This is a genomic window from Sphingomonas sp. Leaf20, assembly GCF_001421535.1.
Taxonomy (GTDB): domain Bacteria; phylum Pseudomonadota; class Alphaproteobacteria; order Sphingomonadales; family Sphingomonadaceae; genus Sphingomonas.
This window is the reverse complement of the sequence record NZ_LMKN01000001.1, coordinates 1647429-1674175: the sequence shown is the minus strand read 5'-3', so window position 1 is coordinate 1674175 and position 26747 is coordinate 1647429. Positions and strand designations below refer to the sequence as shown.

General features: G+C 67.2%; 26 protein-coding genes. 14 read left to right on the top strand and 12 right to left on the bottom strand.

The genetic code is table 11. The annotated features are described in order from the left end of the window. Nucleotides 1-19: 19 nt before the first annotated feature. Nucleotides 20-1849 carry an ABCB family ABC transporter ATP-binding protein/permease gene (locus tag ASE72_RS07700; RefSeq protein WP_056018503.1) on the top strand — a complete coding sequence of 610 codons (1830 nt, stop codon included), beginning with the start codon at nt 20-22 and terminating at the stop codon, nt 1847-1849. Between the two features lie 33 nt (nt 1850-1882). On the opposite strand, the gene ASE72_RS07695 is transcribed toward ASE72_RS07700, so the two are convergent. Next, on the bottom strand, nt 1883-2542 hold the full coding sequence (locus ASE72_RS07695) for an SdpI family protein (protein WP_082445834.1): 660 nt from the start codon (nt 2540-2542) through the stop codon (nt 1883-1885). Continuing rightward, nucleotides 2518-2829, bottom strand: coding sequence for a metalloregulator ArsR/SmtB family transcription factor (locus ASE72_RS07690; RefSeq protein WP_056018496.1), 312 nt, complete (start codon nt 2827-2829; stop codon nt 2518-2520). The genes ASE72_RS07695 and ASE72_RS07690 overlap by 25 nt, the downstream gene beginning before the upstream one ends. 184 nt (nt 2830-3013) lie before the next feature. On the opposite strand from ASE72_RS07690, the gene recQ reads away from it, so the two are divergent. The 3 genes from recQ to ASE72_RS07675 are packed head-to-tail and all read left to right on the top strand — an operon-like array spanning nt 3014 to nt 5615. Beyond that, entirely contained in the window at nt 3014-4783 is a 1770-nt protein-coding gene (recQ, locus tag ASE72_RS07685) for a DNA helicase RecQ (RefSeq protein WP_056018493.1), read from the top strand. After that, nucleotides 4780-5208, top strand: a complete 429-nt coding sequence (locus ASE72_RS07680) for a TIGR01244 family sulfur transferase (RefSeq protein WP_056018489.1) — start codon at nt 4780-4782, stop codon at nt 5206-5208. The genes recQ and ASE72_RS07680 overlap by 4 nt, the downstream gene beginning before the upstream one ends. Beyond that, nucleotides 5205-5615 (top strand): hypothetical protein, encoded by a 411-nt coding sequence (locus ASE72_RS07675; RefSeq protein ID WP_056018487.1) that lies wholly within the window; start codon nt 5205-5207, stop codon nt 5613-5615. Before ASE72_RS07680 ends, ASE72_RS07675 begins: the two co-directional genes overlap by 4 nt. A 146-nt stretch (nt 5616-5761) precedes the next feature. On the opposite strand, the gene ASE72_RS07670 is transcribed toward ASE72_RS07675, so the two are convergent. The 4 genes from ASE72_RS07670 to ASE72_RS07655 form a co-directional block, all read right to left on the bottom strand. After that, nucleotides 5762-7126 (bottom strand): ammonium transporter, encoded by a 1365-nt coding sequence (locus ASE72_RS07670; protein WP_056019246.1) that lies wholly within the window; start codon nt 7124-7126, stop codon nt 5762-5764. Between the two features lie 12 nt (nt 7127-7138). Next, nucleotides 7139-7477 (bottom strand): P-II family nitrogen regulator, encoded by a 339-nt coding sequence (locus ASE72_RS07665; RefSeq protein ID WP_056018484.1) that lies wholly within the window; start codon nt 7475-7477, stop codon nt 7139-7141. A gap of 156 nt (nt 7478-7633) precedes the next feature. Further along, on the bottom strand, nt 7634-7831 hold the full coding sequence (locus ASE72_RS07660; protein ID WP_056018481.1) for a putative signal transducing protein: 198 nt from the start codon (nt 7829-7831) through the stop codon (nt 7634-7636). Nucleotides 7832-7841: 10 nt separating this feature from the next. After that, nucleotides 7842-8423, bottom strand: a complete 582-nt coding sequence (locus tag ASE72_RS07655) for a pyridoxamine 5'-phosphate oxidase family protein (RefSeq protein ID WP_056018478.1) — start codon at nt 8421-8423, stop codon at nt 7842-7844. A gap of 121 nt (nt 8424-8544) precedes the next feature. Here ASE72_RS07655 and ASE72_RS07650 point away from each other — a divergent pair, with 121 nt between their 5' ends. From ASE72_RS07650 to ASE72_RS07640, 3 genes are all read left to right on the top strand, one after another. Beyond that, on the top strand, nt 8545-10710 hold the full coding sequence (locus ASE72_RS07650; protein ID WP_056018475.1) for a TonB-dependent siderophore receptor: 2166 nt from the start codon (nt 8545-8547) through the stop codon (nt 10708-10710). Between the two features lie 112 nt (nt 10711-10822). Beyond that, nucleotides 10823-11095, top strand: coding sequence for a CsbD family protein (locus tag ASE72_RS07645; protein WP_031396253.1), 273 nt, complete (start codon nt 10823-10825; stop codon nt 11093-11095). A gap of 43 nt (nt 11096-11138) precedes the next feature. Beyond that, complete coding sequence (locus ASE72_RS07640; protein ID WP_162235463.1) at nt 11139-12164, top strand: lactonase family protein; 1026 nt, start codon at nt 11139-11141, stop codon at nt 12162-12164. 15 nt (nt 12165-12179) lie between these two features. Here the strand turns inward: ASE72_RS07640 and ASE72_RS07635 are convergent, their stop codons facing one another. Beyond that, complete coding sequence (locus ASE72_RS07635; protein ID WP_056018472.1) at nt 12180-13466, bottom strand: hypothetical protein; 1287 nt, start codon at nt 13464-13466, stop codon at nt 12180-12182. 205 nt (nt 13467-13671) lie between these two features. Between ASE72_RS07635 and ASE72_RS07630 the strand changes: the two genes are divergently transcribed. Then, nucleotides 13672-14583 carry a crotonase/enoyl-CoA hydratase family protein gene (locus ASE72_RS07630; RefSeq protein ID WP_235532271.1) on the top strand — a complete coding sequence of 304 codons (912 nt, stop codon included), beginning with the start codon at nt 13672-13674 and terminating at the stop codon, nt 14581-14583. A 21-nt stretch (nt 14584-14604) separates the two neighbouring features. Here the strand turns inward: ASE72_RS07630 and ASE72_RS07625 are convergent, their stop codons facing one another. Next, nucleotides 14605-16587, bottom strand: coding sequence for a putative bifunctional diguanylate cyclase/phosphodiesterase (locus ASE72_RS07625; RefSeq protein ID WP_056018469.1), 1983 nt, complete (start codon nt 16585-16587; stop codon nt 14605-14607). A 123-nt stretch (nt 16588-16710) separates the two neighbouring features. Between ASE72_RS07625 and ASE72_RS07620 the strand changes: the two genes are divergently transcribed. Further along, nucleotides 16711-17319: a septal ring lytic transglycosylase RlpA family protein gene (locus ASE72_RS07620; protein WP_056018465.1), complete on the top strand. Its 609-nt coding sequence runs from the start codon at nt 16711-16713 to the stop codon at nt 17317-17319. Nucleotides 17320-17340: 21 nt separating this feature from the next. Here the strand turns inward: ASE72_RS07620 and ASE72_RS07615 are convergent, their stop codons facing one another. Beyond that, nucleotides 17341-17955 (bottom strand): class I SAM-dependent methyltransferase, encoded by a 615-nt coding sequence (locus tag ASE72_RS07615; protein ID WP_056018462.1) that lies wholly within the window; start codon nt 17953-17955, stop codon nt 17341-17343. Between the two features lie 181 nt (nt 17956-18136). On the opposite strand from ASE72_RS07615, the gene ASE72_RS07610 reads away from it, so the two are divergent. Both ASE72_RS07610 and ASE72_RS07605 read left to right on the top strand, forming a co-directional pair. Next, nucleotides 18137-18460: an antibiotic biosynthesis monooxygenase family protein gene (locus tag ASE72_RS07610; RefSeq protein WP_056018459.1), complete on the top strand. Its 324-nt coding sequence runs from the start codon at nt 18137-18139 to the stop codon at nt 18458-18460. After that, entirely contained in the window at nt 18457-19785 is a 1329-nt protein-coding gene (locus tag ASE72_RS07605) for an MFS transporter (protein ID WP_056019237.1), read from the top strand. Before ASE72_RS07610 ends, ASE72_RS07605 begins: the two co-directional genes overlap by 4 nt. Nucleotides 19786-19824: 39 nt before the next feature. Here the strand turns inward: ASE72_RS07605 and ASE72_RS07600 are convergent, their stop codons facing one another. After that, nucleotides 19825-22104, bottom strand: a complete 2280-nt coding sequence (locus ASE72_RS07600; RefSeq protein ID WP_056019234.1) for a CDC48 family AAA ATPase — start codon at nt 22102-22104, stop codon at nt 19825-19827. A gap of 265 nt (nt 22105-22369) precedes the next feature. On the opposite strand from ASE72_RS07600, the gene ASE72_RS07595 reads away from it, so the two are divergent. Further along, nucleotides 22370-23254, top strand: a complete 885-nt coding sequence (locus ASE72_RS07595; protein ID WP_056018456.1) for a LysR substrate-binding domain-containing protein — start codon at nt 22370-22372, stop codon at nt 23252-23254. Between the two features lie 265 nt (nt 23255-23519). Here the strand turns inward: ASE72_RS07595 and ASE72_RS07590 are convergent, their stop codons facing one another. Continuing rightward, nucleotides 23520-23975, bottom strand: a complete 456-nt coding sequence (locus ASE72_RS07590) for a peptidylprolyl isomerase (RefSeq protein ID WP_031440995.1) — start codon at nt 23973-23975, stop codon at nt 23520-23522. Nucleotides 23976-24084: 109 nt separating this feature from the next. On the opposite strand from ASE72_RS07590, the gene mgtE reads away from it, so the two are divergent. Together mgtE and ASE72_RS07580 are read left to right on the top strand one after the other, a co-directional pair. Beyond that, complete coding sequence (mgtE, locus tag ASE72_RS07585) at nt 24085-25494, top strand: magnesium transporter (protein ID WP_056018453.1); 1410 nt, start codon at nt 24085-24087, stop codon at nt 25492-25494. 43 nt (nt 25495-25537) lie between these two features. Next, nucleotides 25538-25954, top strand: coding sequence for a DUF1489 family protein (locus ASE72_RS07580; RefSeq protein WP_056018450.1), 417 nt, complete (start codon nt 25538-25540; stop codon nt 25952-25954). Nucleotides 25955-25988: 34 nt separating this feature from the next. On the opposite strand, the gene ASE72_RS07575 is transcribed toward ASE72_RS07580, so the two are convergent. Then, nucleotides 25989-26702, bottom strand: a complete 714-nt coding sequence (locus ASE72_RS07575) for a GIN domain-containing protein (RefSeq protein ID WP_056018447.1) — start codon at nt 26700-26702, stop codon at nt 25989-25991. Between the last annotated feature and the right edge of the window lie 45 nt (nt 26703-26747).

Genomic DNA, 26747 nt, shown 5'->3' with positions numbered 1-26747 from the left:
GCCTACATCCCCACCAGCAATGCCCCCTGATACCTACACCTCCACCCGCGCGGACCAGCCTCTGCTGCCGACGCTCCGCCGCTTCCTGCCATTCCTGTGGCCGGCGGGGCAGCCCAGGCTGAAGGCGCGGATCGTCGTCGCGATGCTGCTCGTGATCGCATCGAAGCTGGTGCAGGTCTTCGGTGCGGCGTTCACGCTCAAATATGCGGTCGACCGGATGGCGGGGAACGACCGCGGCGCGCTGACGCTCGTGGCTCTGCTGGTGGTCGGGTACGCCGCGTCGCGGTTCGGCACGACGCTGTTCGACAATCTGCGCAACGCGGTGTTCGAGCGTGTCGGGCAGGATGCGTCGCGGCGCCTCGCCGCGCAGGTGTTTCGCCACCTCCATGCGCTGAGCCTCGATTTCCATCTGTCCAGGCGGACGGGCGCGGTGACCAAGGTCGTCGAGCGTGGCACCAAGAGCATCGATACGATGCTCTACTTCCTGCTGTTCAACATCGCGCCGACGCTGTTCGAACTCGTGCTGGTGCTGGGGCTGTTCTGGACCAAGTTCGGCTGGCCGCTCGTCGTCGCGACCGTCGTGATGGTGGTCGGCTATATCGCGTTCACGCGGATGGTCACCGACTGGCGCAATGCCCTCCGGGCACGCATGAACGACCTCGATACCGGTGCGGTCGCGCACGCGGTGGATTCGCTGCTGAACTTCGAGACGGTCAAGTATTTCGGCGCTGAGGAACGCGAGGCCAAGCGCTACGACAGCGCGATCACCGCCTATTCCGAAGCCGCGGTGAAGAGCGAGAATTCTCTTGCCTGGCTCAACCTCGGCCAGGCGCTGATCACCAACCTGATGCTCGCGGGCGGGATGGGGTTCGTCGTGTGGCGATGGAGTCGCGGCGAGGCGTCGGCGGGTGACGTGGTGTTCGTGTCGACGTTGCTCGCGCAGCTGTTCCGGCCGCTCGACCTGCTGGGAATGGTGTATCGCACGATCCGCCAGGGCGCGCTCGACATGGCGGCGATGTTCGACCTGATCGACACGCCCGCCTCCGTCGTCGACATGGCCGACGCGCCTGCGCTCGCGGTGAGTGCGGGGCATGTCCGGTTCGAGAATGTCTCGTTCGGCTATGACGCGGGCCGGCCGATCCTGCGCGACCTCGAGCTCGACGTGCCCGCGGGATCGACGCTCGCGGTGGTCGGGCCGTCGGGCGCGGGCAAGTCGACGCTCGCGCGGCTGCTGTACCGGTTCTACGACCTGACAGGCGGGCGGATCACCGTCGACGGGCAGGACATCGCGCAGGTACGCCAGGCATCACTGCGCGCCGCGATCGGCATCGTTCCGCAGGACACCGTGCTGTTCAACGACACGATCGGCTACAACATCGCGTACGGCCGCGAAGGCGCCGAGATGCCCGAGGTCGAGATGGCGGCCAAGGGCGCCGCGATCGCGGGCTTCATCGAGCGCCAGCCGCAAGGCTATGCGACGCGCGTCGGCGAGCGCGGGCTGAAGCTGTCGGGCGGCGAGAAACAGCGCGTGGCGATCGCACGCACGCTCCTCAAGAACCCGCCGATCCTGATCCTCGACGAGGCGACGTCCGCGCTCGACAGCCGTACCGAGGCGGAGATCCTCGACACGCTCGAGGCGATCGAGCGCGGCCGCACCACGATCGTGATCGCGCACCGGCTGTCGACCGTGGTGCATGCCGACCAGATCGTCGTGCTCGACGCAGGGCGGATCGTCGAGAAGGGCACGCATGGCGAGCTGCTGCGCGCGGACGGCGTCTATGCGGAGATGTGGAACCGCCAGGCGCAGGAGCGTGCGGGGCAGGATGACGGGGCGCTGGCGGCCGAGTAGCGACGCACTGGCGCTGCGCTCCTCGGACCGGGCTCACCCCGCCCTGTGCGTCCGCCGCCAGTAGAAGAACGAGTAGAGGATCGGCGTCGCGATCATCACCAGCAGCAGCGCGATGACGAACGACGTGCGCGTTGCGTTTTGCATCGGCGACAGCGCGACCAGGATCAACCCGAACCCCGCCCCCACCATGATGCGGCCGCCATAACGGTGCGTGGCGATCCAGTTGTCGGGATCCATGATCGCCCAGGGCGTGCGGATGCCCACAAAAAAGCCGGGGCGCGACTTTGGGAGGACGTTGCCGAGCGCCACGAACAGCACGCCGATCCCGATCAGCATCGTCGTCGCGGGCAACGCGAGCCCGAACGCCGGGGCGGCGACCATCGCCTCGACGAGGACCATGATCCCCAGCAGACCGACCCATGCGGTGCGATAGAGCGGCGCGGATTGTTCGAGCTTGTGCTGCATCGGTTCGAGCGAGGGCAGCGCCGCCATGGTCAGCGACACCACGACCGTCAGCGCGACCGGCATGAACAAGGCGGTCCCCGCATCGGCGAAGCGGTCGGGCAGCCCGTCGGGGCCCCAATGCGTCGGCAGCTGCGTCCCCGCCGGCAACCGCCCGAGCGCGACCGCGGCGACGATCGCGAGCCCGCCCGCGGTCACCGCAGAGGCTATGATGAGGTTTCGGTAACGCATGTCTCGTCCCCCTTATCGTCATCCGCAGCCCCGACGCGAAGCCGCCCCATGAAGCCCATCACCACCTCCTCCATCACCGACAGATCGAGCGTGTAGACGATCGACGTGCCCCGGCTTTCGGCCTGGATCAGCCCGGCAGCCTTCAGCTTGGCGAAGTGGTTGGACATGGTCGGCTTCGACACCGCGAACGCATCGGCCAACGCCCCTGCGGTCATCGCACCGCCTTTCAGCAGCTCGAGGATGCGGCGGCGGGTCGGGTGTGCAAGGGCGTCGAAGACCGAGTCCATGAGACTGTTTATTCGTAAAGCTGTTAATTAGCAATATGACTAAACATGCTGGATGGCTGGACTGTGTTTACGCCTCCCCGGCGGAGGCCATTCGATGTGGTCGGGATGCCAAGCCCCGATGCTACGTCGCGATAAGACCCGCGCTCTCCTCGACATCGCGCGGGGGATCGCTACCTAGACGGCAATGGCACTCGACCCCCTCCCCGATCTCCAGCGCATCTTCGGCTTTCCTGATTTTCGTGGCGTGCAGCGCGATGTCGTCGACCGCGTGCTTGCGGGGCAGCGGACGCTGGCGGTGATGCCGACGGGTGCGGGCAAGTCGCTCTGCTACCAGCTGCCGGCGACGATGCTCGAGGGGACGTGCGTCGTCGTGTCGCCGCTGATCGCGCTGATGCACGACCAGTTGCGCGCCGCCACCGCGGTCGGGATCAAGGCGGCGACGTTGACCTCGGTCGATACCAACCGCGAGGAGACGATCGCACGGTTCCGCGCGGGCGATCTCGACCTTTTGTACGTCGCCCCCGAGCGGGCCTCGAACGAGAGTTTCCGCAACCTGCTCGGCCAGGCGAAGCTGTCGCTGTTCGCGATCGACGAGGCGCACTGCGTCAGCGAATGGGGGCATGACTTCCGGCCCGACTATCGGTTGTTGCGGCCGCTGCTCGACAGCTTTCCCGACGTGCCGCGGCTCGCGCTGACCGCGACGGCCGACGCGCATACGCGGGCAGATATCCTCGAACAGCTCGGGATCTCGCGCGAGGGGCTGATCGTGTCGGGGTTCGACCGGCCGAACATCCGCTATGCGATCTCCGCGCGCGACAACGTCAATCGGCAGATCGCCGACATCCTCGAGAAGATCCCGGGGCCGGGGATCGTCTATGCGCAGACGCGCGCCGCGACCGAGAAACTCGCCGAGGCGCTGGGGCGGAGCGGGCGGCCGACGCGTGCCTATCATGCCGGGCTCGATCCGCAGGTGCGCGCGAAGAACCAGGCGGATTTCGTCGCGAGCGAGGACATGGTGATCTGCGCGACGGTCGCGTTCGGGATGGGGATCGACAAGCCCGACGTCCGGTTCGTCGCGCATGCCGGGCTGCCGAAATCGATCGAGGCCTATTATCAGGAGACCGGGCGCGCAGGGCGTGACGGCGACCCGGCGATCGCGCACCTGTTCTGGGGCGCGGAGGATTTCGCGCGCGCACGCCAGCGGATCGGCGAGGTCGAGCCCGAGCGGCAGGCGGGCGAGCGGCAGCGGCTGACCGCGATGGGCGGGCTGGTCGAGACCGCGGGATGCAGGCGCCGTATCCTGCTGAAGCATTTCGGCGAGGAGCGGCTCGAGGATTGCGGCAATTGCGACAATTGCCTCGGCAATGTCGACGCGGTCGACGCGACCGAGACCGCGCGGAAATTCCTGTCGGCGGTGTTCCGCACCGGGCAGATGTTCGGCGTCGGTTATATCGAGGGCATCCTGACGGGCGTGTCGAGCGAGCGCAGCCTGATGAACGGGCATGAGGCGCTGTCGGTGTACGGGATCGTCGATGGCGACGAGGTCGCGCTGCTGAAGCCGGTATCGCGTGCGCTGATGCTGAAGGATGCGCTGCGCACCAATCCGCATGGCGGTCTCGAGTTCGGGCCGGCGGCGAAGGCGATTTTGAAGGGCGAGGCCGCGCTGTCGGTGATCGTGCCGCCCAAGCGCGAGCGGCGGCGCAAGGCGGCGGCGGGTGCGGTGCCCAACCCCGTGGACGATCCGCTCTTCGAGGCCTTGCGCATCCGCCGCCGCGATCTGGCGAAGGAGGCGGGCGTTCCGCCGTATGTGATCTTCCACGATTCGGTGCTGCGTGACATGGCGGCGCAGCGGCCCGCATCGCGTGCGGCGCTTGCCGTGCTGTCGGGCATTGGCGCGCGCAAACTCGACGCCTATGGAGATGCCTTTCTGGCAGTTATCCGCGAGTCCGCATGATCCGGCATATCAACGAGAGCATTTCGGTCGCACCGCAGATCGCGGTCGAACAGGTCGCGGACATCGCCGCGGCGGGCTTCAAGACGATCGTCAACAACCGCCCCGACGACGAGGATGCGGGTCAGCCTTCGGGCGACGCGATCCGCGTTGCGGCCGAGGCGGCGGGACTGAAATACGTCGCGATTCCAGTGACGCATGCGGGGTTCTCGCACCCGCAGATCGACGCGATGACGCAGGCGCTGACCGAGGCGGACGGCCCCGTGCTCGCCTATTGCCGGTCGGGCACGCGCAGCTGCAATCTATGGGCGCTTGCGGCCGCGAAGGCGGGGCGCAACCCCAATCTGTTGCTCGCGCAGGCCGAGGACGCGGGCTATGACCTGCGCGGCATCCGCCCCACGCTGGACGCGCTCGCAGGGCCGCGATGATCCCGATCGCGATCGTCCCCTATCTGATCGGGGGCGCGGTGAGCGCGGCGCTGGTCATCGCCGCCGGCGGCGGCTGGGCGATCGCACGACGGCGACGCGTGAACCGGATCGAGACCCCCGAGGAAGCTGCCGACGCGGCGCACGCGCAGCTGCGCGACTTTGCGGTCGCAGGGGCTGTCGTCGGCGCCGACGGGCTGGGTGCGCTCGCGATCGCCGATGACGGACGTGTCGCGGCGGTCAAGCGGATCGGCAAGCGGATCGCGGTGCGCGAAGTCACCTGGCGCACGGTCCGCGCGACGCAGGAAGGGATCCTGGTCGAGACGGGTGACCGCGCGATCGGCGCGGTCATGCTGGCACGGGTCGACGTGCTCGACATCCGCCGGCTCGCACCGAGCGTGCGCGTCTAGCCGCATCATGCGCGCGGACAGGGCCGCGCCTCACACCGACACGCCTGCATGAAAAAAGACCCAGTGCGTGATACGCACCGGGCCAAGGTTGTCCGCAGGAGGAACGTCGTGGGTGCGGGCTCGACCGGCCCGCTACCGATCTGATGTCAGTTGTAGGCGCGCTCGCCATGTTCGCCGATGTCGAGACCTTCGACCTCGACTTCGGGCGAGACGCGCAGTCCGGTGACCGCCTTGGCGATGTAGATCGCGATCGCCGTGCCGATCGACGCCCAGATGATCGTCACGAGAACGGCCTGGAGCTGGACCAGCAGCTTGGCGCCGATGACGTAATCCGCAGCGCCCGGGCCCCCGAGCGATGGCGCATAGACCACCGCGGTACCGATTGCGCCGATCATGCCGCCGATGCCGTGAATGCCGAACGCGTCGAGCGAGTCGTCATAGCCGAGCAGCGGCTTGAGCTTCGAGACCGCCATGAAGCAGATCAGCGACGCGACCGCGCCGAGGATGATCGCACCGAACGGACCGGAATTGCCCGCCGCCGGGGTCACCGCTACGAGGCCGGCGACGATGCCCGAGCAGAAGCCGAGCGCGGATCCCTTGTGACCCGAGAGCTTCTCGGCGAGCATCCAGAACAGTGCCGCCGACGCGGTCGCGACGAAGGTGTTGATCATCGCCAGCGCCGCCGATCCGTTCGCCTCGAGTGCCGAACCCGCGTTGAAGCCGAACCAGCCGACCCACAGCAGCCCGGTGCCGATACCCGTCATCACGAGCGAATGCGGCGCCATCGGCTCCTTGGGATAGCCGATCCGCTTGCCGAGGATCAGCGCGGCGACCAGCGCCGAGACACCGGCGTTGATGTGCACGACGGTGCCGCCCGCAAAGTCCAGCGCGCCGGCCTTGAAGAAATAGCCCGACGCCGCCCACACCATGTGCGCGATCGGGAAATAGACGATCGTCAGCCAGACGAGGCCGAACACCATCACCGCCGAGAATTTCATGCGCTCGACGACCGAGCCCAGCACGAGCGCGACGGTGATCGCCGCGAACGTCATCTGGAAGCAGACGAAGACATATTCGGGGATCTCGACGCCCGCGGTGAACGTCGCCGACTGCGAGGCGGGCGTGATGCCCTTCAGGAACGCCTTGTCGAGGCTGCCGATGAAGTTGCTGAGGAACGGGTCCGTCACGTCGGGACCGAACGCCAGCGTATAGCCCCACATCACCCAGATCAGCATCGCGAGCGCCGCGACGGCGCCGATCTGCGTCATCGTCGACAGCATGTTCTTCGACCGGGTCAGGCCGCCATAGAACAGCGCGAGCCCCGGCAGGATCATCATCAGGACGAGCACGGTCGACGTCATCATCCAGGCGGTATCGCCCTTGTTGACGGTAGCGACGACGGGCGCTGCTACGGGTGCGGCGACCTCTTGTGCCCAGGCGGGCACGGCGGCGACCAGCGTCGCTCCGAACCCGAGTACCGCCGCGGCGGCAGTCTTATGTGCATGCTTCATCATCTACCCCCCTCAGAGCGCCGAATCGTCGGTTTCGCCGGTGCGGATGCGCACCGCCTGCCCGACGTCGAGCACGAAGATCTTGCCGTCACCGATCGCCCCCGTGTTGGCGGATGCCTGGATCGCCTCGACGACGCGATCGGCCAGGCTGGTCGCGCAGACGACCTCGATCTTGATCTTGGGCACCATATTGGTGCTGTATTCGGCCCCCCGGTAAATCTCGGTCTGGCCCTTCTGACGGCCGAACCCCTTGACCTCGGTGACCGTCATGCCCGCCACGCCGAGCGTGGTGAGCGCTTCGCGCACCTCGTCGAGCTTGAACGGCTTGATGATGGCAATGACGAGTTTCATCGCGCCCCTTCCCCTTGTTACGAAATTGCTTCCGCAACGATCGTGCCAAACGAAAAAATCAGGGGGCCTGACGCGGCCGGCGTCGGGCACGGGGCGAATTCATGACAGAAATTGTGCACTGCGATCGCGCTGCCCGAAATTTACGCAGCAGCCCGGCTAGTCCGGAATGATCGCGCGCGCCTCGGGCAGGTCATCCTCGTCGATCATCACGCGGACGGGGATCAGCAGATAGCTGCCGTCGCCGATCGACATGTCACCGTCGAACGCGATGGCGGGTATGCCTTCGCTTTCGAGGCGGCCGACGATGATCAGCGCCTCGTTGCGGCTGTAGCGGCCAAGCTCGACGAGGCTCAAGCAGACGTGCTCATGAGGCGGAATCAGCGGTGTCGGCGCGCGTCATCGCCGGCGCGACCGTCGGAACGCGGGTCGGCAACCCGTCGATGCTGACCGGATGCTCGGCCCATTCGGCGAGGCGCTCCGCATCCCTCTGGCCCGCGTGGTATTTGGACAGTGTCGGCCGCTCCCGTTCGAGCGCCATGAAAGGCACGCCCCAGCCACAGCTCGTCTGGACCTGATCGACCGCGATGACGAAGATCTGGCGCGTGCCGGGAAGCGGTGCGAACCGGCTGTAAAGCTCGTCCCAGCCGGGATCCTGCGGCAGCACGGCACGCCCATGGCCATAGATGCGGAAGATCAGGGCCGGCCGGTCGAACGCGCAGAACATGATGGTGATCCGCCCGTCCGCCGCGAGATGCGCGTTGGTCTCGTTCCCCGACCCGCCGACGTCGAGATACGCGACCGTGGTCGCGTCGAGCACGCGAAAGCTGTCCATCCCCTTCGGACTGAGATTGATCCGCGCGCCCTCCGCGGCGGTCGCGACGAAGAAGACGGGCTGGCGCTCGACGAACGCGCGGTGATCGGCGGAAAGTTCGGGGAAGAAGTCCATCGGCCCAGTCTATCAGCGCGGCCGCCGGAAGCGAGGGTCTTGTGCCGCACCAACTCAACGTGCCTGATCGCTATTGCAAGTCAGTCGCGATAGTCGTAGCGGGCGGCCAAAGGGGTTCTCCATGCTCGATCGTCGTCTTTTCCGCGCTCTTCTCGCGGGGTCCATTCTCTCCGCAACTCCGGCGTTTGCCGCGGATCCCGTGCCCGACGACACGCAGGCGCGGAACGGCACCGAGGATTCGAGCGTGATCGTCGTCACGGGTGAAAAGCCCAACACCGTCGCGTCGTCGGGTACCAAGAGCGCGACGTCGATCGTCGAGACACCGCAGTCGATCAGCGTCATCAGCGCCGCCGACATTGCCGGGCTCGGGCTGCAGAATCTCAACCAGGCGCTGCGGTTCGTGGCGGGTGTCACGCCCGAGACGCGCGGCGCATCGGCCGAGGTCTACGACCAGTTCAAGCTGCGCGGGTTCGACGCGCCGGTCTATCTCGACGGATTGCGCCAGTTCGGCAGCGCGACCGGCTATGCGGTGCCGCAGGTCGACGTCTCGCGGCTCGACCGCGTCGAGATCATCAAGGGCCCCGCCTCCGTGCTCTATGGCCAGTCGAGCCCGGGCGGGCTGGTCGCAGAGGTCAGCAAGCTGCCGCTCGACCGCGCCTCCTATGGTGCGGTCAGCGGGACCTATGGCAGCTACGACCTCTACCGCGTCGACGCCGATATCGGCGGGCGCGCGGGCGACGGCGTGCTGTGGCGCATCTATGGCAGCGCAAACGGCGCGGACGACCAGCAGACGCAGGGCCAGGGCAAGCGCGAGCGCCAGACGGTGTCCGCCGCCGTCACCGCGGGTGCTGGCAGCAGCACGAGCTTCACGCTGCTCGGCGCCTATTCGCACGATCCGTTCAACGGCAATTACGGCGTGTTCCCGACGCTCGGCACGCTGATCGACAATCCGGCGGGCAAGATCTCGACCAAATTCTATGGCGGCGAGCCGGGCGACTTCTTCCGGCGTGAACAGGCCGCGCTGACCTATATCTTCAACCATGATTTCGGCAGCGGCTGGGCGCTGCGTTCGTCGGGGCGCTATCAATATGTGAAGAGCCGGATGGGGCTGGTCTATACCAGTGGGCCCGCGCTCGATCCGACTGCCGCGGCACCGACCGTCTATAGCCGATCGTCCTATTCGACGCGCGAACAGCTCAACAACTGGACGTTCGACAATCAGCTCACGGGCAAGCTCGTGACGGGGCCGCTGACACATCAGCTGCTGTTCGGGGTCGATCGGCAGGTCGCGCATTCGGCGGGACTCTCGGCGTTTGGCGGTGCGACGCCGATCGACGTGTTCAACCCCGTCTATGGCACGATGCCGACGCCCCAGACGCCCTTCGAGGTTCCGGCGTCCTTCGGCATCAACTCCGCCAATGTCCGCCAGCGCCAGCAGGGCGTCTATGCGCAGGATCAGATTGCCGTCGGGGGCTTGCGCGTGACGCTCAGCGGGCGGCATGACTGGGCACGCCAGGCACGCGATGGCCAGGCGCAGAAGGACGACAAGTTCACCTGGCGTGCGGGCGCGCTGTATCTGCTGCCGTTCGGTCTTGCGCCCTATGCGAGCTATTCGACGTCGTTCGAGCCGCAGAATGCACGGTTGCGCGACGGCGGGCTCGCCCAGCCGTCGCTCGGCAAGCAGGTCGAGGTCGGCGCCAAATACCAGCCCGCGGGCACGCCGATCCTCGTCACCGCGGCGTGGTTCCGGATCGAGCAGACCAACGTCGTCGTGTCCTATCCCGACTTCACCTCCGACCAGGTCGGCAAGGTGCGGTCGCAGGGCATCGAGGTCGAGGCGAGCGCACCCCTGCCCTACGGCTTCAACGCCAAGCTCGCCTATAGCCGCCAGCGCGTGAAGAAGGTCGAGGACGTGGTCCCCGCCAATATCGGCCTGCCGCTGGCAACCGTCGGGCGCGGCGGAATCTCGGCAAACCTCGAATGGGCGCCCACCGAAGGCCCTGCATCGGGCTTTGCGATCGGCGGTGCGGTCCGGCACGTCGACAAGACCTATGCGGACTTCTACGCGGACGGCGTCGCACGCTATACCCCCGCCTATACGGTGTTCGACGCGCTCATCCGCTATGATCTGGGCAAGCTCAGTCCGCGGCTCGCCAATGTCGATCTCGGCGTCAACGCGACCAACCTGTTCGACAAGAAATATCTGACGAGCTGCTTCGCCAACTATGCGTGGTGCTGGTACGGCAACCGCCGCACGGTGCAGGCGACGATCGGCTATCGCTGGTGATCGCTGCGTCGCGATCGTTTTAATGCGCAATTCCACGGCACCCTTTGCCGCGTCGACCGTTCTGCGACCCGAGTGCGTCCGTTCCGGATGCCGTCATTCATAGGAGATCAGCATGAACACGACGACGTTGAAGGGTGAAGGCCAGGATCTGCTCGGTTCGGTAAAGCAGGCTGCGGGCAACGCGACGGGCGACAGCTCGCTGCAGGCCGGCGGCGTCGCCGACCAGATCGCAGGGACCGCCAACAAGGCGATCGGCACCGCGACCGATACGGTCGCACCGCTCGCCGACAAGGCACGCGCGTTCGCAAAGGATCGTCCGTTCGCGACCGCCGCACTGGTCGGCGTCGTCGGGATCGCACTGCTCAACACGCTGCGCGGCAAGTGATCGACCGGGGCCGCGTCCGCGCGGCCCCGCTGTTCCTGCGCTAGTGTCTGTTCCCGCGGGACGACCCGCCGACTTCTGGATCGGTACACATCGCGGTGGACTGTATCCGCTGCGACATGACGGTGGGCAATGGTCCTCCGGCGAACCCTATCCCCAGGCGTCCAGCGCCTCGTTCGGCGTCTATTCGCCGTTGCACGATCTTCAGTATCTCGTCGACGAACGCGACGATGGCGCGGTCGGCATCTACCGCAAGGCTACCAGTGGCTGGCCCCGGTTGGCGCAGGTTGCGGTGCGTGGCGATGCCCCCTGCCACCTTGCCCTGAGCAGCGACCAGAGGCGCCTCGCGGTCGCCAATTATGCGAGTGGCAGCATCACGCTGTTCCTGCTCGATCGCGATGGCATTCCGGTCGGCCCCGGGCAGGTCTTCGCCGCGACGGGGTCGGGTCCCGACCGGACACGGCAAACCGGCCCGCACGCCCATTGGGTCGGGTTCGACGCCGCCGATCGCTGGCTGTACGCGGTCGATCTGGGCAGTGATGCGATCCATGCCGTCGCGATGACCGCAACGGGCGGCGAGGTCTTGAGAACGGCGTTCAAGGCACCACCCGGCTCGGGACCACGCCACCTTCTTCTGCATCCGCACAGGCGCAATATCGCCTATCTCGCATGCGAACTGGCGAACACGCTGATGCTGCTCTCGGGCGGAAACGGCGCATTCACCGCGATCGAGACGCTGTCGACCTTGCCCGCGGGGTTCGGCGGTCCGAGCATCGTCGCGCACCTTGCGATCAACGCCGCGGGCGACCGGCTTTATGTCTCGAACCGCGGGCACGACAGCATCGCGGTGTTCGCGCTCGACGACGCAGGGACGCCGCGCCTGATCCAGCATGCGCCCGTCGGCGCGGCCTATCCCCGCCACTTCCTGCTGCTCGAGGACGAGGCATGCCTGATCGTCGCGAACGAGAAGGACGAATGCGTCACGGTGTTGCCGATCGCGCCGAACGGGATGCTCGGGCGAAGCGTCGCGCGGGTCGCGGTTCCCGGGGCCGCGTTCGTGCTGCGCGCCTGACCGGAGCGGCCCGGCTCATCGATAGGCGAGCGTCCAGCCCGGCGGCAGATAGTCGGTCGACATGTAATAATAAAAGAGGCAGCTGCCATCGGCACGGTAGGTGCCGCCCTTGACGAGGCCAAGCGCGACCTGCCCCTCGAATACCGGTGCGCCGCTATCCCCCGATTTGCAGGTCGGCCCCTCGACCGCGACCCAGGTCGGCAGGCAGGCGCCCCCGCACAGATCGCCCGCGGGCGCGAAATCGACCATCGCCACCGGCGCACAGCTATAGCCGGTGCGCTCGCCGCGGTGACAGACGAAGTCGCCTGCGCGCGTGCTCGTCCGATTGCGCCAGGTCGCGACGGTCCGCGCCTGGCGTTTCGCCGTATCGGCATAAAAGGCCGGGAGTGGCGGCACGCGATCGGCTGCGTCGGGCACGGAATTGATCTGGACGTCCTGATAGCCCCAGCCCCATTGTCCGACATAGCCGAGCGCGCGGTCGCCGCGCCCGCGGTCGACGTACCGCAGGTCGTCGGGGCAATGCGCCGCGGTCGCGACCGCATCCTTTCCGCCGTTGCTGACGACGAACCCGGTGGTGCAGACATAGCGCTTGCCGTCGCGTGGATCGGTCCCGACCACGCGGCCCCCGCCCAGCACATCGAGCGGCGCGGCGACCGGGGCTGTGACCTCGTCCTGCGCAGGCGCGGGCATCGCCATCTCGGCAGCGGACGCATCGACGGCGACAATCCGCACCGGAACGCCCGTCATCGTCGCAAACCGCGTCGTCAGCGCGCCGTCGCGATCGAGCGCGAGATCCGCCGTCGCCACCATGATCACCATCTCGCCCGTCCGCTGATCGACGCCGATCCCCGGCGGGTGCGGCAGCGCAGCGCGGATATCCGCCTGATGGGTGCGTATCCGGTCGAGCAGCACGTCTCGCGTGACCACCGCACCGGTGCGGAACAGAATCGGGACGACGAGCCCGCCCGCGATCACCGATCGGTCGGCGACCGGGTCGCTGCCCGTCAGCAGCACGGTGATCCGGTATCCGGGACTATGCTCGACCGCGATCCCGGCAAACCGGTCTGCGAACTCGGTGCGCAGCGCGTCCGTCGCCGGGATCGTCGCGGCCTGCGCGCGCAACCGGTGCATCGCCTCATCGAGCGAGACGGAGAACAGGCGTGCATATTCGCCCGCATCCTGCATCGCAGCCTCGATCGGCAATTGCAGATGGACGCCGGGTTCGGCGGCATGGGCGGGCGTGACGGTCGCGGCGACGATCAACGTGGCGATCTGGATCGCCCTCTTGCGCAGTCGAGTCATTCACGGTCCAACTTCAGCGACGGTATTGAAATAGCACCGAAGTCGGGCCGCCGCATCGCCTAGCCCAACCCGACCGCGGGAGGCGAGCACATCTTTGCGCGCGAAAGCAACGTCCCCGGAAACCGCATAACAGGCAACAATATCCCGGTCCTGGCCTAGCCTCGAATCGCAGCCTGTTGCTGCGATTGTAAAAAGGAAAGCCATTGTGACCCTCGTCCTTCCCACCCGCTATTTCATCAGCCCCGACGTCGCGCAGGACATCACGCCCGCCGCCGCCGACCATGGCCTGTTCGCGCTCGACCAGCTCGAGGTCAGCTTCGACCCGGTGCTCGACACGCTGTGGACCTATATGCGGCCGACGGCGCGACCGAGCTTCAATCCCGGGCTGCTCGCCGATTTTGCGCAGTGGCAGGCGGGTATCGACCACGCCTGCAGGTCGAAGGCGCTGCCGATCAAATATCTCGTGCTGGGCTCGACATTCCCCGGCGTCTTCTCGTTCGGTGGCGACCTCGACCTGTTCGCACAGCATATCCGCAGCGGCCACCGAGAGGCGCTGGTGCAGTATGGCCGCGCCTGCGTGCGGATCCTGCACCGGAACATGCGCGGGCTCGACCTGCCGATCATCACCATCGGTCTGGTCGAGGGCGACGCGCTGGGCGGCGGGTTCGAGGCGCTGCTCTCGTTCAACGTCGTCGTTGCCGAGCGCGGGACGAATTTCGGGCTTCCCGAGACGGCGTTCGGCCTGTTTCCCGGCATGGGGGCGCATTGCTTCCTGTCGCGTCGGCTGGGGTCCGCGCGCGCCGAGCAGATGATCCTCAGCGGCCGCAGCTACAGCGCCGAGGAGCTCTACGATCTCGGCCTCGTCCACGCGCTGGCCGATCCCGGCGAGGGTCGCCGGGTGGTCGAGGACTATATCCGGCAGAACCGCCGTCGCCATAGTGGCCATTGCGCGATCTACGAGGCGTCGCGTGCGGTCAATCCGCTGACGCTCGACGAACTCGAGGCGGTCGTCGATCTATGGGCCGATGCCGCGCTACGGCTGCGCGACGTCGACCTGAAGCTGATGCGCCGACTGGTTGCGGCCCAAACGCGGCTGCTGGCCGCTGCGGCCGAATAAGCCGGACCGCCAGCCGCGGGATCAGGGTACCGCCCGCATCCTGGGTACATCGTCGGCGAGCAAGGTTGCGACCATGCTCGCCGACATCGGCCGCGCCAGCAGGAAGCCCTGCACCGCGGTGCACCGCGTCCGGCGCAGTTGTGCAAGCTGCGCGGGCGTCTCGATCCCCTCCGCGACGGTGCGCATCCCCAGGGTCGCGGCAAGATCGACGACGGTCTGCACGATCGCCATCGACGCGGGATTGTCGTCGAGCGCGGCAATGAACGAGCGGTCGATCTTCAGCGTCTGGAACGGGAATTTGGTGAGATAGCTCAGCGAGGAATAGCCCGTGCCGAAATCATCCAGCGTCGTCGCGACGCCCATCCGGTTGATCGCCTTCAAGGCCTCGAGCGACGCATCGATGTCCGCGAGCAGGACCGATTCGGTGACCTCCAGATCGAGCCGGTCGGCCGCCAGACCGCTCGCGCCGAGCGATCCCATGATCACCCCCGGCAGTCCCGGCGACAACAGCTGGATCGGCGACAGGTTGACCGCGACACGGACCGACGACGGCCATTCCCGCGCCTGGCGACAGGCTTCGCGCAGGACCCAGCCGCCGATCTCGACGATCAGCCCGCTCTGCTCGGCGATGGGGATGAACTCGGCGGGCGAGACGTTGCCGTGCACCCGGCTGTTCCAGCGGAGCAGCGTCTCGCACGACCGGATGCGATGCGTTGCGAGATCGAAGATCGGCTGGAACGCGAGGTGGAACTCGCCGCGCGCTAGCGCGCCCTGAAGCTCGGCCGCGAGCGATCGGACATATTCGATCTTTTCGTCCATCACGGGTTCGTAGAAGCACAGCGTGCCTCGACCACCTTCCTTGGCGCGGTACAGTGCGAGATCCGCGTTCTTGAGCAACGTGTCCGCATCGACACCGTCGGTCGGAGCGATCGCGACGCCCAACGACGCGCCGACGGCAAGATGCTGCCCGTGATAGGCGACCGGCTTGGCGATGAGGTCGAGGATGCAATCACCGATCGCCGCCGCCTCGTCCTGCGCATCGATACGGCTGACGACCGCGAACTCGTCGCCACCAAGCCGCGCGACGATCCCCCCCGTCACGGCGAAGGCGGTTTCGAGCCGGTGCGCGATCCCGACCAGCAGCGCGTTGCCCGCCAGATGGCCGAGCGAATCGTTGATCTCCTTGAACCGGTCGAGATCGATCCAGTGGATCGACACGAGCCCGCCCGTGTCGTCGCGCAGCCGCAGGATCTGCTCGAAACGCTCGCGGAACGCGGTGCGGTTGGCGACGCCCGTCAAATCGTCGCGGCGCGCAAACGCCGCATGATGCTCGGCGAGCGCGGTCTTTTCGCTTGCGGCGAGCGTCGCCTTCAGGATCGCGTCATACGTCTGAAGCGTGATGTCCATCATCGCGAACACGAACAGCAGGATCACGATCGCGAGAACCGCATTCAGCCAGTTTCCCGACAGGATGAGGCCCAGCGGCAGCGGCAGCGACGCGAGACAGAGCTGCGCCAGCGCGATCCAGGGTCGGCCCGCATTGCGCCCGGCGATCCCCGCGGCATAGCCGATCGCGGTGGTGACCGCGAGCAGGTGGAGCACGCCGTCCTCGGTGCGGATCAGCGTCAGCATCCCGAACAGGCCGAGCAACGTCGAGAATGCATAGGCGCCGAGCCGGTAATACCGCTCCCACACGCTGCGCCCGGCAACGCCCTCCGCACCGCGATCGACTGGCGTGCGGCTGAGCGGAGAGAAGGCGGATGGGCGGATCACCCCGACGATTCGGATCGCGGCGACCGCTGCGATGAGGATCGCGAAGACGACGAGCCAGGCGTCCTTGCTCGTCACCGCGACGACGGCGGCGATCGAGCTGCTGGTCAGCGCACCGATGACGAGCGATTTGGGGGACGCGTAGAGCGACGTGACCAGGACGGCGCGGACATTCGCGTCAACCGCCTGGTCGGAGTGCCGTAGCTGGCGCAGTCGGGAGATTAAACGCGTCATGACACCTTTGAGTTATCGATTGCCGTAGGGGAAAGGTGTTAATCAAACGCTATGGATCCCCGGCCGGTCGCATCCGGTCCGGTTTAGAGTTCGGGTCGGGGCGCCGTTGGTCTAGCAGGCGACATGACCCCGTCGTTCGACCCCATCGCTTCGCTTCGCCGCGATCGACCGCTTCCCCCGGTAATACTGCTCGTCGCGCTCGCATTGGCGGGGTGTGGCACGACACGCTATCGCCCGGTCAGTGATGACACGGTCAGGATCGGCCGCCCCTACACGGTCCGCGGGACGCGCTATACGCCTGCGGACCTGCGTCCCTATGACGTTGTCGGCTATGCCAGCTGGTATGGCGGGGAGTCGGGCAACCAGACCGCGAATGGCGAGAAGTTCAGACCGCGCGGTATTTCGGGTGCGCATACCGTGCTGCCGCTGCCGAGCTATGTCGAGGTGACTGCGCTCGATACCGGCAAGACGATCCTGGTGCGTCTCAACGACCGTGGCCCGTTCACCCAGACCCGACCGACCCCGCGTGTGATCGACCTGTCGCGCGGCGCCGCGCGACTCCTGGGCGTCGAGGCCTCGGGCACTATCCCCGTGCATGTGCGCCGCGTCGATCCGAGCGAACGCGACAGTGCGCGGCTTCGCAAGGGAAAGCCCGCCGCATCACGCCCCGATGTCGATCCCGCGACGCTCGCCACCTGGCGCGCGCTGCTCGGGCCGCAGCCGGGGCGGTAGACTGTTCAGCGCAGCGGTCGCTCAGCTCTTCCAGGCCCAGTAAAGCTGGGCAGGCGGCACGTTCCACCATTCCATGTCGTGATCGATCGACGTGAAATGCGGGGTGAGGAAGTCCTTCACCTTCGGGCTGAACTGATAGACGAGAAACGCGCCGCCGGTCCGCAGCACCGAATGCGTCCCGGCCGCGATCGCCGGGCCGACACCGGGGGGCAGCGTCGAGAAGGGCAGGCCGGACAGGACGTAGTCCGCCGATTCGAAGCCGTGATCCGCGACGATCTTCTCGACGTCGGCTGCCGAGCCGAGCACGGCGGAGAAGCGCGGATCGGTGATCGTGTGGCGCAGATAGCGGATGAAATCCGGGTTGGTATCGATCACGATCAGCGTCGCGTCGGGCGCCATCCGGTCGAGGATCGGGCGGCAGAAGGTGCCGACTCCGGGACCATATTCGACGAACACCTTGGTGTTGTCCCAGTCGACCCGGCCCAGCATCTTGCGGATGAGCTTGTCCGACGATGGTACGATCGAACCGACCATGACGGGGTGTTTCAGGAATTCGGTGAAGAACATCTGCCACGGGGAGGGCACGCCGGCGGGGCGGGTGCGCGCGCGCCGGGCGGCTGTGGTCGGACTGGGCATCGTGTTCCTTACGATCAGGGGTCCCGCGCGCTGGCGAGGCTTTGACACTCCCGTCGCACGATTTCCGAACGCGTTTCAAGGCCCGCGGGTTGCATCGCGCGACGAACTGCATCGGAAGTCGTGGTGGACCAAGCGGTTCCGCCATCCTTGCCAACCCCGTGGCAGCGTTTAAGCACCGGTCATGCACGTCGATCGAACCGGCCAGACCGCGGTCATTTTCACCTCGTTCCGTAGCGGTGCGGACGCAGACGGCTATGAGTCAGCGGCGGCGGCGATGGACGCCCTGGCGATGGTGCAGCCGGGGTATCGCGGTGTCGAAAGCACGCGCGGGGCCGACGGCATGGGAATCACGATAAGCTACTGGTCCGACGACACCGCGGCGATCGCCTGGCGCGACCACCCCGATCACAGCGCGATCCGCGAGCGCGGGCGTGCGATCTGGTACGACCGCTATTCGGTGACGGTCGCACACGTCACGCGCGGCTATGGATGGACGAGACCATGACACCACCCGCCGCCGCAGGCCCCGCCGATGGGCCGAAGATCGATCGGCGTTTCGCGCTGATGTTCCTCGTGATGCTGACCATCGCCGCGGGCAACACCGCGCTGCAATCGGTGCTCCCCGCGCTCGGGCGATCGCTGCGAGTCGCGGACAGCGCGGTCGCAGCGGCGTTTTCGGTGTCCGCGCTGCTGTGGGTCATCGCCGCGCCGTTCTGGGCAAATCGATCGGACCGGCATGGCCGCCGCGCGATGATCCTGCTCGGCGTCGGCGGCTTCAGCGTGTCGCTGACGGTGTGCGGGGTCTTCCTGATGGCCGGGATCAATGGCTGGATTGGCGGGACCGCCGCGTTCCTGTCGTTCATCGGCGGACGGCTGATCTACGGACTCTTCGGATCGGCAGCGCCGCCCGCGGTGCAGGCGCTCGTCGCGGGCGAGACCACGCGCGAGGAACGCACCAAGGCGCTGACGCTGCTGGCATCGGCGTTCGGGCTGGGGACGATTCTCGGTCCTGCGATCGCCCCCTATCTCATCCTGGGTTCGATCGCCGGTCTGGACGTCGGGTTGTCAGGCCCTGCCTTCCTGTTCGCAGCGTTCGGGATCGCGGTGTGGATCACCGTACGGCGGATGCTGCCCGACGACCGCATCGTCGCTGCGCACGATACGCATGGGGCAAGTTCCGCCTACCCCTCGATCGGCGGCGCCCCCAGCGGCGCGTCGGTCGCGGCCGCGACGGGATCGCATATCGAGCATGTCGGCTATACCGACCCGCGGATTCGCGCATGGATGATCGCCGGGCTCGTGATGGGGCATGCCCAGGCGATGACGGGCCAGGCGATCGGCTTTCTCGTGATCGACCGGCTTCACCTCGCGCCGGCCCTGGCGCTCGAGCCGACCGGCATCGTCCTGATGATGGGCGCCGGCGCCGCGCTGCTTGCGCAATGGGGGATCATCCCGCGGCTGAACATGACCCCGCGCCAGCTCGTGCTGACCGGGCTCGTGCTCGCGGCGGTCGGCAGCGCACTGACGGGGATCGCGACGTCGCTTTACGGAATCGCGACCGCCTATGCGCTGGCGAGCCTGGGATTCGGCTTTACCCGGCCGGGTTTCACGGCGGGATCGTCGCTGGCGGTCGGCGCCAATGCGCAGGGTTCGGTGGCGGGCAAGGTCACGAGTATCAACGGCGCCAGCTTCGTGCTCGGGCCGTCGATCGGCGTCGGGCTGTACGAGATGCAGCATTCGCTGCCCTATCTGATCGCGGGCGCGGCGTGCGTGGTGATGATCGGCTATGCCTGGGCAAGCCTACGCGATCCGGCCGAGCGGATCGCGTAGGGCGGGACCCGCCGGCTCGACACCGGCGGCTCCGTGTCGTCAGGCGCCCTGATCCTTTCGCCCGGGAAACGCGAAGCCGATCGGCTGGATCGCGGTGGCATCCTGTTTGAGGCGCGCGGCCATCTGCTCATATTCGCGCTCGGTCTCGGGCGTCACGCTGGCCCGTGATTCGGTCAGCGCCTTGTCGAAGTCCGCCATCGTCACGTGCGTCGAGTCGATCTCGCGGCGTAACGCGACGAGGCCTGCGCGGCGCACGACATCCTCGAGATCCGCGCCGCTGAAGCGATCCGTCCGATCGGCCAGTCGATCGAGATCGACGTCGCCGGCGAGCGGCATCTTCTGCGTCTGGATGCCGAGGATCCGCCGCCGCCCTGCCTTGTCGGGCACGCCGACATAGACGAGTTCGTCGAACCGCCCCGGCCGCAGCAACGCCGGGTCGATCAGATTGGGGCGGTTGGTCGCGCCGATCACGACGACCGACTGGAGCTCCTCCAGACCGTCCATCTCGGCGAGGATCGTGTTGACGACGCGCTCGGTCACCTGCGGCTCSCCCGCGCCGCTGCCGCGTGCGGGGACGAGCGAATCGAGCTCGTCGATGAAGATCACGCACGGCGCGACCTGGCGTGCGCGCTGGAACAGCCGGGTGATCTGCTGCTCGCTCTCGCCATACCATTTGCTGAGCAGGTCGGACGATTTGGTGGCGATGAAATTCGCCTCCGCCTCGCGCGCGACCGCCTTCGCGAGCAGCGTCTTGCCGGTGCCGGGCGGGCCGTAGAGCAGGAAGCCCTTGGCGGGGCGAATGCCGAGCCTGCGGAACGCGTCGGGATTCTTCAACGGGAGTTCGACGCCCTCCTTCAATCGCATCTGCGCATCGTCGAGCCCGCCGACATCGGCCCAGCGCACGGTCGGCGCCTGCACCATGACCTCGCGCATCGCCGATGGCTGGACGCGTTTGAGCGCGCCGAGAAAATCCTCGCGCGTGACCGACAGCTCGTCGAGCACCTCGGGCGGGATCGTCCGCTCCTCGAGGTTGAGCTTGGGCATGATCCGCCGCACCGCCTCGATCGCCGCCTCGCGCGCGAGCGCGGCGAGATCGGCGCCGACAAAGCCGTAGGTCGTACGCGCGAGCTCATCGAGATCGACGCGGTCACCAAGCGGCATGCCGCGCGCATGGATGCCGAGGATCTCGCGGCGGCCGCGCTCGTCGGGGACGCCGACGACGATCTCGCGGTCGAACCGGCCGGGACGCCGCAGCGCCTCGTCGATCGCCTCGGGCCGATTGGTGGCGGCGATCACGACGAGGTTGGCGCGCGATTCGATGCCGTCCATCAACGTCAGCAACTGCGCGACGAGACGCTTTTCGGCCTCGCCCGACACCTGGCCACGCTTGGGCGCGATCGAATCGATCTCGTCGATGAACACGATCGACGGCGCGGCCTTGGCGGCTTCCTCGAATACCTGGCGCAGCTTGCCTTCGGATTCGCCATAGGCCGACCCCATGATCTCGGGGCCGTTGATGAGGAAGAACTGCGCGTCCGATTCGTTCGCGACCGCGCGCGCGAGCCGCGTCTTGCCCGTTCCGGGGGGGCCGTGCAGCAGCACGCCCTTGGGCGGATCGACACCCAGACGCTGGAACAGTTCGGGGTAGCGCAGCGGCAATTCGACCATCTCGCGCAGCTGGTCGATCGTCTGTGCCATACCGCCGATATCGTCATAGGTGACGTCGGCGCGACGCGCGGCCTGCGGCTCCTCGTACTCGGAGCGCAGCTCGATCTCGGTATTCTCGTCGATATGCACCACGCCCTTGGGGCTCGCGGCGATCACCGCGAGGCGGATCTCCTGCAACGCATACGCCGGCGCATTCATGAACTGCTGGACGCCCGGCGGCATGTTGCCGACGCGCTGATGGCCCGCGGTCGCGACAATATCGCCCTGGCAGATCGGCCGACCCAGGAACGTGCGCTTGAGCGCATTCGTCGATCCCTGCAGGCGCAGATTCTGCTGCGCCGGGGCGAAGACGATGCGCGTCGCCGGCTTCGACTCGGCCTTGCGGACTTCGACGAAATCGCCCGACCCGACGCCCGCATTCGCGCGCTGCAGCCCGTCGATGCGCAGGATGTCGAGGCCCTCGTCCTCGGGGTAAGGGCCGACGGCGCGGGCGGGCGTATTCTGTTTGCCGAGGATCTCGATCACGTCGCCCTCGCCGATTCCCAGCGTCGCCATCAGCGCGCGCGGCAGATGCGCCAGGCCGCGACCGCTGTCCTCGGGCCGCGCATTGGCGACCTGGATCTTCCGCGTCGGGGTTTCGCTATCGGGCATCGTCACTCCTTCACACTCGAAGTGTCGGAGATGGGGCCCCCGCCTCGTGCTTGCGAGGACCCGACGCGACAAAAAAAAGGGCTGGCCAATGAAGGCCAGCCCGTGAAAGTTTTTAGGAGAGGATGCCTGAAAGGCGAGGTCTTTTTGCGTCGAGGCGGTTCATGTTGCAAGTGCGAATGGATCCGCTACGATTGCGCTAACTGCAATCGCGTGCATGAATGCAGTCCGCAGTCATTGTCACAATCGTCGAGTCGAAAGAGGGATCATGCGCAGGTTGCCGCCATTGGGGGCTATCGAGGCGTTCGTACAGGTGGCGCGGCTGGGGTCGATCAAGGCCGCGGCCGAGGATCTGGCGCTGTCCGCGCCCGCGCTGAGCCGGCGGGTCCAGAGCCTCGAGCGGTTCATCGCCAAGCCGTTGTTCGCGCGTCGCCATCAGGCGATGGTGCTCAATGCCGATGGCGAGCGGCTGTTGGCGCAGATCGCGCCCGTGCTCGATTCGCTGTCCGATGCGGTCGAGTCGATGACCAGCACGACCGAGGTGCTGCGACTGCGACTCGGGATTCTTCCGCTCTATGCCTCGCAAAAGCTGTTTCCGCGGCTGGGCGAGCTGCGTACCGCCCACCCCGAACTGCACCTCGACATCGATACGGCCGCGCATCTCGTATCGCGGCTGGGTGACGGGCTCGATGCGGTGATCGCGTTGTCGCGGGAGATCGACCCGTCGCTGTACGCGCGGCGGCTCGACCGGAATTCGGTGTACGTCATCGGTGCGAGGAGCCTGATCGAGCGCGCGGACCCGGTCACGCGACCTGAGCAGCTCGCCACGCTGACTGCGCTGGTTCACCGCGACATGACGGATACGTTCACGGCGTGGCGGTCAGCGGCCGGGCTCGACGATATCGAACCGCTGGCGATCGATCATTTTGATTCGGGGGCGTTGATGCTCGAGGCGGCGGCGCAGGGGCTGGGCGTCGCGTTCATGCATGCGAGCCATTTCGCCGATGCGAACGACCCGCGTCTGGTCCGGCTTTTCGATATCGAGGTGGAAAGCCCGTACAGCTACTGGTTCGTCTGCCGCCCGCGGGCGCTGCAGACCAAGCCGGTGCGGTTGTTCCACGACTGGCTGATCCGCACGCTGGCGGAAGTATAGCCACGACTTCGCCCCCAGCCCCCAGGACGTCACCCCAGCGAAAGCTGGGGTCTCCCCGTTGGGAAGCGGCAAGGCTCGAACCGGAATATCCCAGCGTTCGCTGGGATGACGGTATGGGTTTGGCACGGGATTCAGGCGGCAACCGTGACGCGTTTCCCGCTTGAAGCGCGTCGCGGCAAAGCCGCGCCGTCGGACGGAGTTTCACTCCGCCGGCCGGCTTCGGCTGTCTCCGGCGAGCTTCGCTACGCCGGAGACAGCCTTCAGCTCAGGCAGCCCGTGCCTTGACGATCTTGCCGGGCTGGCGCGGCGGCTCGCCCTTGGGGAGCGCGTCGATCAGCTCCATGCCGTTGGTGACTTCACCCCAGACGGTGTACTGCTTGTCGAGGAAACGCGCGTCGTCGAACACGATGAAGAACTGCGAGTTCGCCGTGTCGGGCTGGTTGGTGCGCGCCATCGAGCACACGCCGCGGACATGCGGCTCGGCCGAGAATTCCGCCTTGAGGTTCGGCTTGTCCGACCCCGACATGCCGGTGCCCGTGGGATCGCCGCCCTGTGCCATGAAGCCCGGGATCACGCGGTGGAACACGACGCCGTCATAGAAGCCGTCATTGGCCAGCTCGACGATGCGCTCGACATGCTTGGGCGCCAGATCGGGGCGCAGCTTGATCGTCACGTCGCCACCGTCGAGGGTCAGCGTCAGCGTTTCGGGGGTATCAGCCATTTGAGTCTTCTCCTGAATTGATGCGCCGCAGATAGGGAGCCGACCCGCGACTGGCAAATGCCGCCATTGCGGGTTAGGGCGCGGACGCACGCTTTTAAGGGAGGCAGCCATGAGCGAACTCGAGCTTCCCGAGGTCGAAATCGAAACCCAGCCCGAGACGCAACTCGACCGCGACGACCGGTTGCGGCCCGAATTCGTTCGTGCGGTGCTCGATGCGGTCGAGGACGGCGACGACGAGGGCGCGCGCGCGCTGGTCGAGCCGCTGCATCCCGCCGACATCGCCGATCTGTTCGAGCTGACCCCGCAGGAGGATCGCGCGGCCCTCGCGCGGGCGGTGACCGACCTGCTCGACGGCGACGTGTTCGCCGAGATGAACGATTATGTCCGCGAGGATCTGATCGACGCACTCGAGCCGCACCAGGTCGCCGATCTCGCCTCCGAACTCGATACCGACGACGCGGTCGCGATCATCGAGGACATGGACGAGGACGAGCAGCGCGCGGTGCTGCGCGCGCTCGATCCCGACGATCGCGCCGCGATCGAGGAGGCGCTGAGCTACGCCGAGGAATCCGCCGGCCGCCTCATGCAGCGCGAGCTGATCGCTGTCCCTGAGCATTGGACCGTCGGCGACGCGATCGATTACCTGCGCGGGCACGAGGAGCTGACGACCGATTTCTGGGAGATCTTCGTCGTCGACCCCGCGCACAAGCCGATCGGGACGTGCCAGCTGTCGTGGATGCTGCGCACGCCGCGCGGGATCGCGATCGCCGATGTGATGAAGCGCGAGCAGACGCTGATCCCGGTCGACATGGACCAGGAAGAGGTCGCGCTGCGCTTCCAGAAATACGCGCTGATCTCCGCCGCGGTGGTCGATCATGGCGGCCGGCTGGTCGGCATGATCACGGTCGACGACATCGTCCACATCATTTCGGAAGAGGCGGGCGAGGATACGCTGCGTCTCGCCGGCGCCGGCGACGGCGACATCAACGAGCCGATCCGGCTGACCGTGCGCACGCGCTTCACCTGGCTGGTGGTCAATCTGGGCACCGCGATGGTCGCGTCGTCGGTCGTCGGGCTGTTCCAGGGGACGATCGCGAGCTTCGCGCTGCTCGCGGTGCTGATGCCGATCGTGTCGGGGATGGGCGGAAATGCGGGCACGCAGACGCTCGCGGTCGTGGTCCGCGCGCTCGCGACCAACCAGCTGACGAGTTCGAACACGAAGCGGATGATCGGGCGCGAATTCCGGATCGCCACGGCCAATGGCGTGATGCTCGGCACGCTGATCGGGCTGGGCACCTACGTCATCTTCCGCAATTCCGATCTGTCGATCGTGATCGCCGCGGCGATGCTGACGAACAATATCACCGCAGGGCTTGCCGGCGTGCTGGTCCCGATCACGCTCGACAAGTTCCGGATCGATCCCGCGGTCTCGTCGGCGGTGTTCGTGACGACGATGACCGACACGATGGGGTTCTTCTCGTTCCTCGGCCTCGCCAGCCTGTGGGGGCTGCACGGTTGACCTTCCGGTTGACTGGCGCGGTTTAGCGCCCATTTTCAGACGGATGCCGCTTCACCTCACCAAAGTCGCGTTCGGCGCGGACAGTGTCGACCATCTGGCGGAGCGCTTGCGGCTGCGCGGTGAGGAGGGCCCCGTGTACCTGACCACCCGCTACCTGCCCAAGCGGCACGAGGAGGTCGCCGGGCCCGTCGGCGAAGGCGGCTCGATGTACTGGATCCTGAAGCACCAGCTGATCGCGCGGTCGCCGATCCTCGGCTTCGGCGAGGCAGAGGGCGGGCGGGTCGCGATCCATATCGACCCGAGGCTGGTACTGGTGCAGGCGCGCCCCAAGCGCGCGCATCAGGGGTGGCGCTATCTGGAGGGTGCCGACGCACCGCTCGATCTTGGCGGCGACGCGACGGGGCTCGACGTGATGCCCCCCGCGTTGATGACCAAGCTGGCCGAGCTGGCGCTGATCTGAGCGTGACTCGACTGCGCGGCGACGGACGGATGCGTCAGCGGCCGCACGTCACGGGGCCACCCGCCGCCGCCTCGACGCGGCATTTTGCTGTCCCCGCGACGGTGACCGACCCCAGCCCCGTATTCGTGACCTGCGCGGTATAGCGCGCAGCCGCTGCGACCTCGCCGACGCCTTCGAGGTGCACGGTCAGGTCGTTGACCTGCAGCGCCGTCGCATCGATCGCGCCGGCGCCGTTCATCATCAGCCGCGCGCGTGCCACCCGGCCTGCCAGCGTCATGCGGCCGGTGCCGATCACGGTGGCGTTCAGTTGCTCGGTTTCCGCCGCCGCGAGGACGAGGCTCGCATTGCCCCCCACCGTCGTATCGACGCGCATGCCCCGCATCCGGTCGATCGTCAGCCGGCCCCCCGCCGCCACGCTCGCCGCGACGAGCGCGGGGGTCGACAGCATCACGACGATCGGCCCGGCCCCACCGCCACGCGGCTGTTCGCCCCAGCCCCCCGTTCCCTTGCGGACGGACAATGTCCGGCCGTCGACGCGGATATTGACCCCTTCGGCGGCGCGGGGATCGCCGAGGATCGTCGCGCGCGGCGATCCGGTCGTGACGCGGACCTCGAACGGCCCCTCGACGCGCAGCTGATCGAAACTGCCGACCGATACGGTCCGGCCGGACGCGACAGGACCGGCCGCCACGGGCATCGGCAACAGCGACGCGGACAGGAGCAGCAACGAGGCGAGCGGATGGTGCATACACGACCGTCGCCGCTTACCCCGGCTTACGCAAGGCGCAGCGCG

Excerpts from the sequence above, each read along its gene's own strand:
- ASE72_RS07700 (WP_056018503.1), top strand. The coding sequence starts at position 20 with ATGCCCCCTGATACCTACACCTCCACCCGCGCGGACCAGCCTCTGCTG.
- ASE72_RS07695 (WP_082445834.1), bottom strand. The coding sequence starts at position 2,542 with ATGCGTTACCGAAACCTCATCATAGCCTCTGCGGTGACCGCGGGCGGG.
- ASE72_RS07690 (WP_056018496.1), bottom strand. The coding sequence starts at position 2,829 with ATGGACTCGGTCTTCGACGCCCTTGCACACCCGACCCGCCGCCGCATC.
- recQ (WP_056018493.1), top strand. The coding sequence starts at position 3,014 with ATGGCACTCGACCCCCTCCCCGATCTCCAGCGCATCTTCGGCTTTCCT.
- ASE72_RS07680 (WP_056018489.1), top strand. The coding sequence starts at position 4,780 with ATGATCCGGCATATCAACGAGAGCATTTCGGTCGCACCGCAGATCGCG.
- ASE72_RS07675 (WP_056018487.1), top strand. The coding sequence starts at position 5,205 with ATGATCCCGATCGCGATCGTCCCCTATCTGATCGGGGGCGCGGTGAGC.
- ASE72_RS07670 (WP_056019246.1), bottom strand. The coding sequence starts at position 7,126 with ATGAAGCATGCACATAAGACTGCCGCCGCGGCGGTACTCGGGTTCGGA.
- ASE72_RS07665 (WP_056018484.1), bottom strand. The coding sequence starts at position 7,477 with ATGAAACTCGTCATTGCCATCATCAAGCCGTTCAAGCTCGACGAGGTG.
- ASE72_RS07655 (WP_056018478.1), bottom strand. The coding sequence starts at position 8,423 with ATGGACTTCTTCCCCGAACTTTCCGCCGATCACCGCGCGTTCGTCGAG.
- ASE72_RS07650 (WP_056018475.1), top strand. The coding sequence starts at position 8,545 with ATGCTCGATCGTCGTCTTTTCCGCGCTCTTCTCGCGGGGTCCATTCTC.
- ASE72_RS07645 (WP_031396253.1), top strand. The coding sequence starts at position 10,823 with ATGAACACGACGACGTTGAAGGGTGAAGGCCAGGATCTGCTCGGTTCG.
- ASE72_RS07635 (WP_056018472.1), bottom strand. The coding sequence starts at position 13,466 with ATGACTCGACTGCGCAAGAGGGCGATCCAGATCGCCACGTTGATCGTC.
- ASE72_RS07625 (WP_056018469.1), bottom strand. The coding sequence starts at position 16,587 with ATGACGCGTTTAATCTCCCGACTGCGCCAGCTACGGCACTCCGACCAG.
- ASE72_RS07620 (WP_056018465.1), top strand. The coding sequence starts at position 16,711 with ATGACCCCGTCGTTCGACCCCATCGCTTCGCTTCGCCGCGATCGACCG.
- ASE72_RS07615 (WP_056018462.1), bottom strand. The coding sequence starts at position 17,955 with ATGCCCAGTCCGACCACAGCCGCCCGGCGCGCGCGCACCCGCCCCGCC.
- ASE72_RS07610 (WP_056018459.1), top strand. The coding sequence starts at position 18,137 with ATGCACGTCGATCGAACCGGCCAGACCGCGGTCATTTTCACCTCGTTC.
- ASE72_RS07605 (WP_056019237.1), top strand. The coding sequence starts at position 18,457 with ATGACACCACCCGCCGCCGCAGGCCCCGCCGATGGGCCGAAGATCGAT.
- ASE72_RS07595 (WP_056018456.1), top strand. The coding sequence starts at position 22,370 with ATGCGCAGGTTGCCGCCATTGGGGGCTATCGAGGCGTTCGTACAGGTG.
- ASE72_RS07590 (WP_031440995.1), bottom strand. The coding sequence starts at position 23,975 with ATGGCTGATACCCCCGAAACGCTGACGCTGACCCTCGACGGTGGCGAC.
- mgtE (WP_056018453.1), top strand. The coding sequence starts at position 24,085 with ATGAGCGAACTCGAGCTTCCCGAGGTCGAAATCGAAACCCAGCCCGAG.
- ASE72_RS07580 (WP_056018450.1), top strand. The coding sequence starts at position 25,538 with ATGCCGCTTCACCTCACCAAAGTCGCGTTCGGCGCGGACAGTGTCGAC.
- ASE72_RS07575 (WP_056018447.1), bottom strand. The coding sequence starts at position 26,702 with ATGCACCATCCGCTCGCCTCGTTGCTGCTCCTGTCCGCGTCGCTGTTG.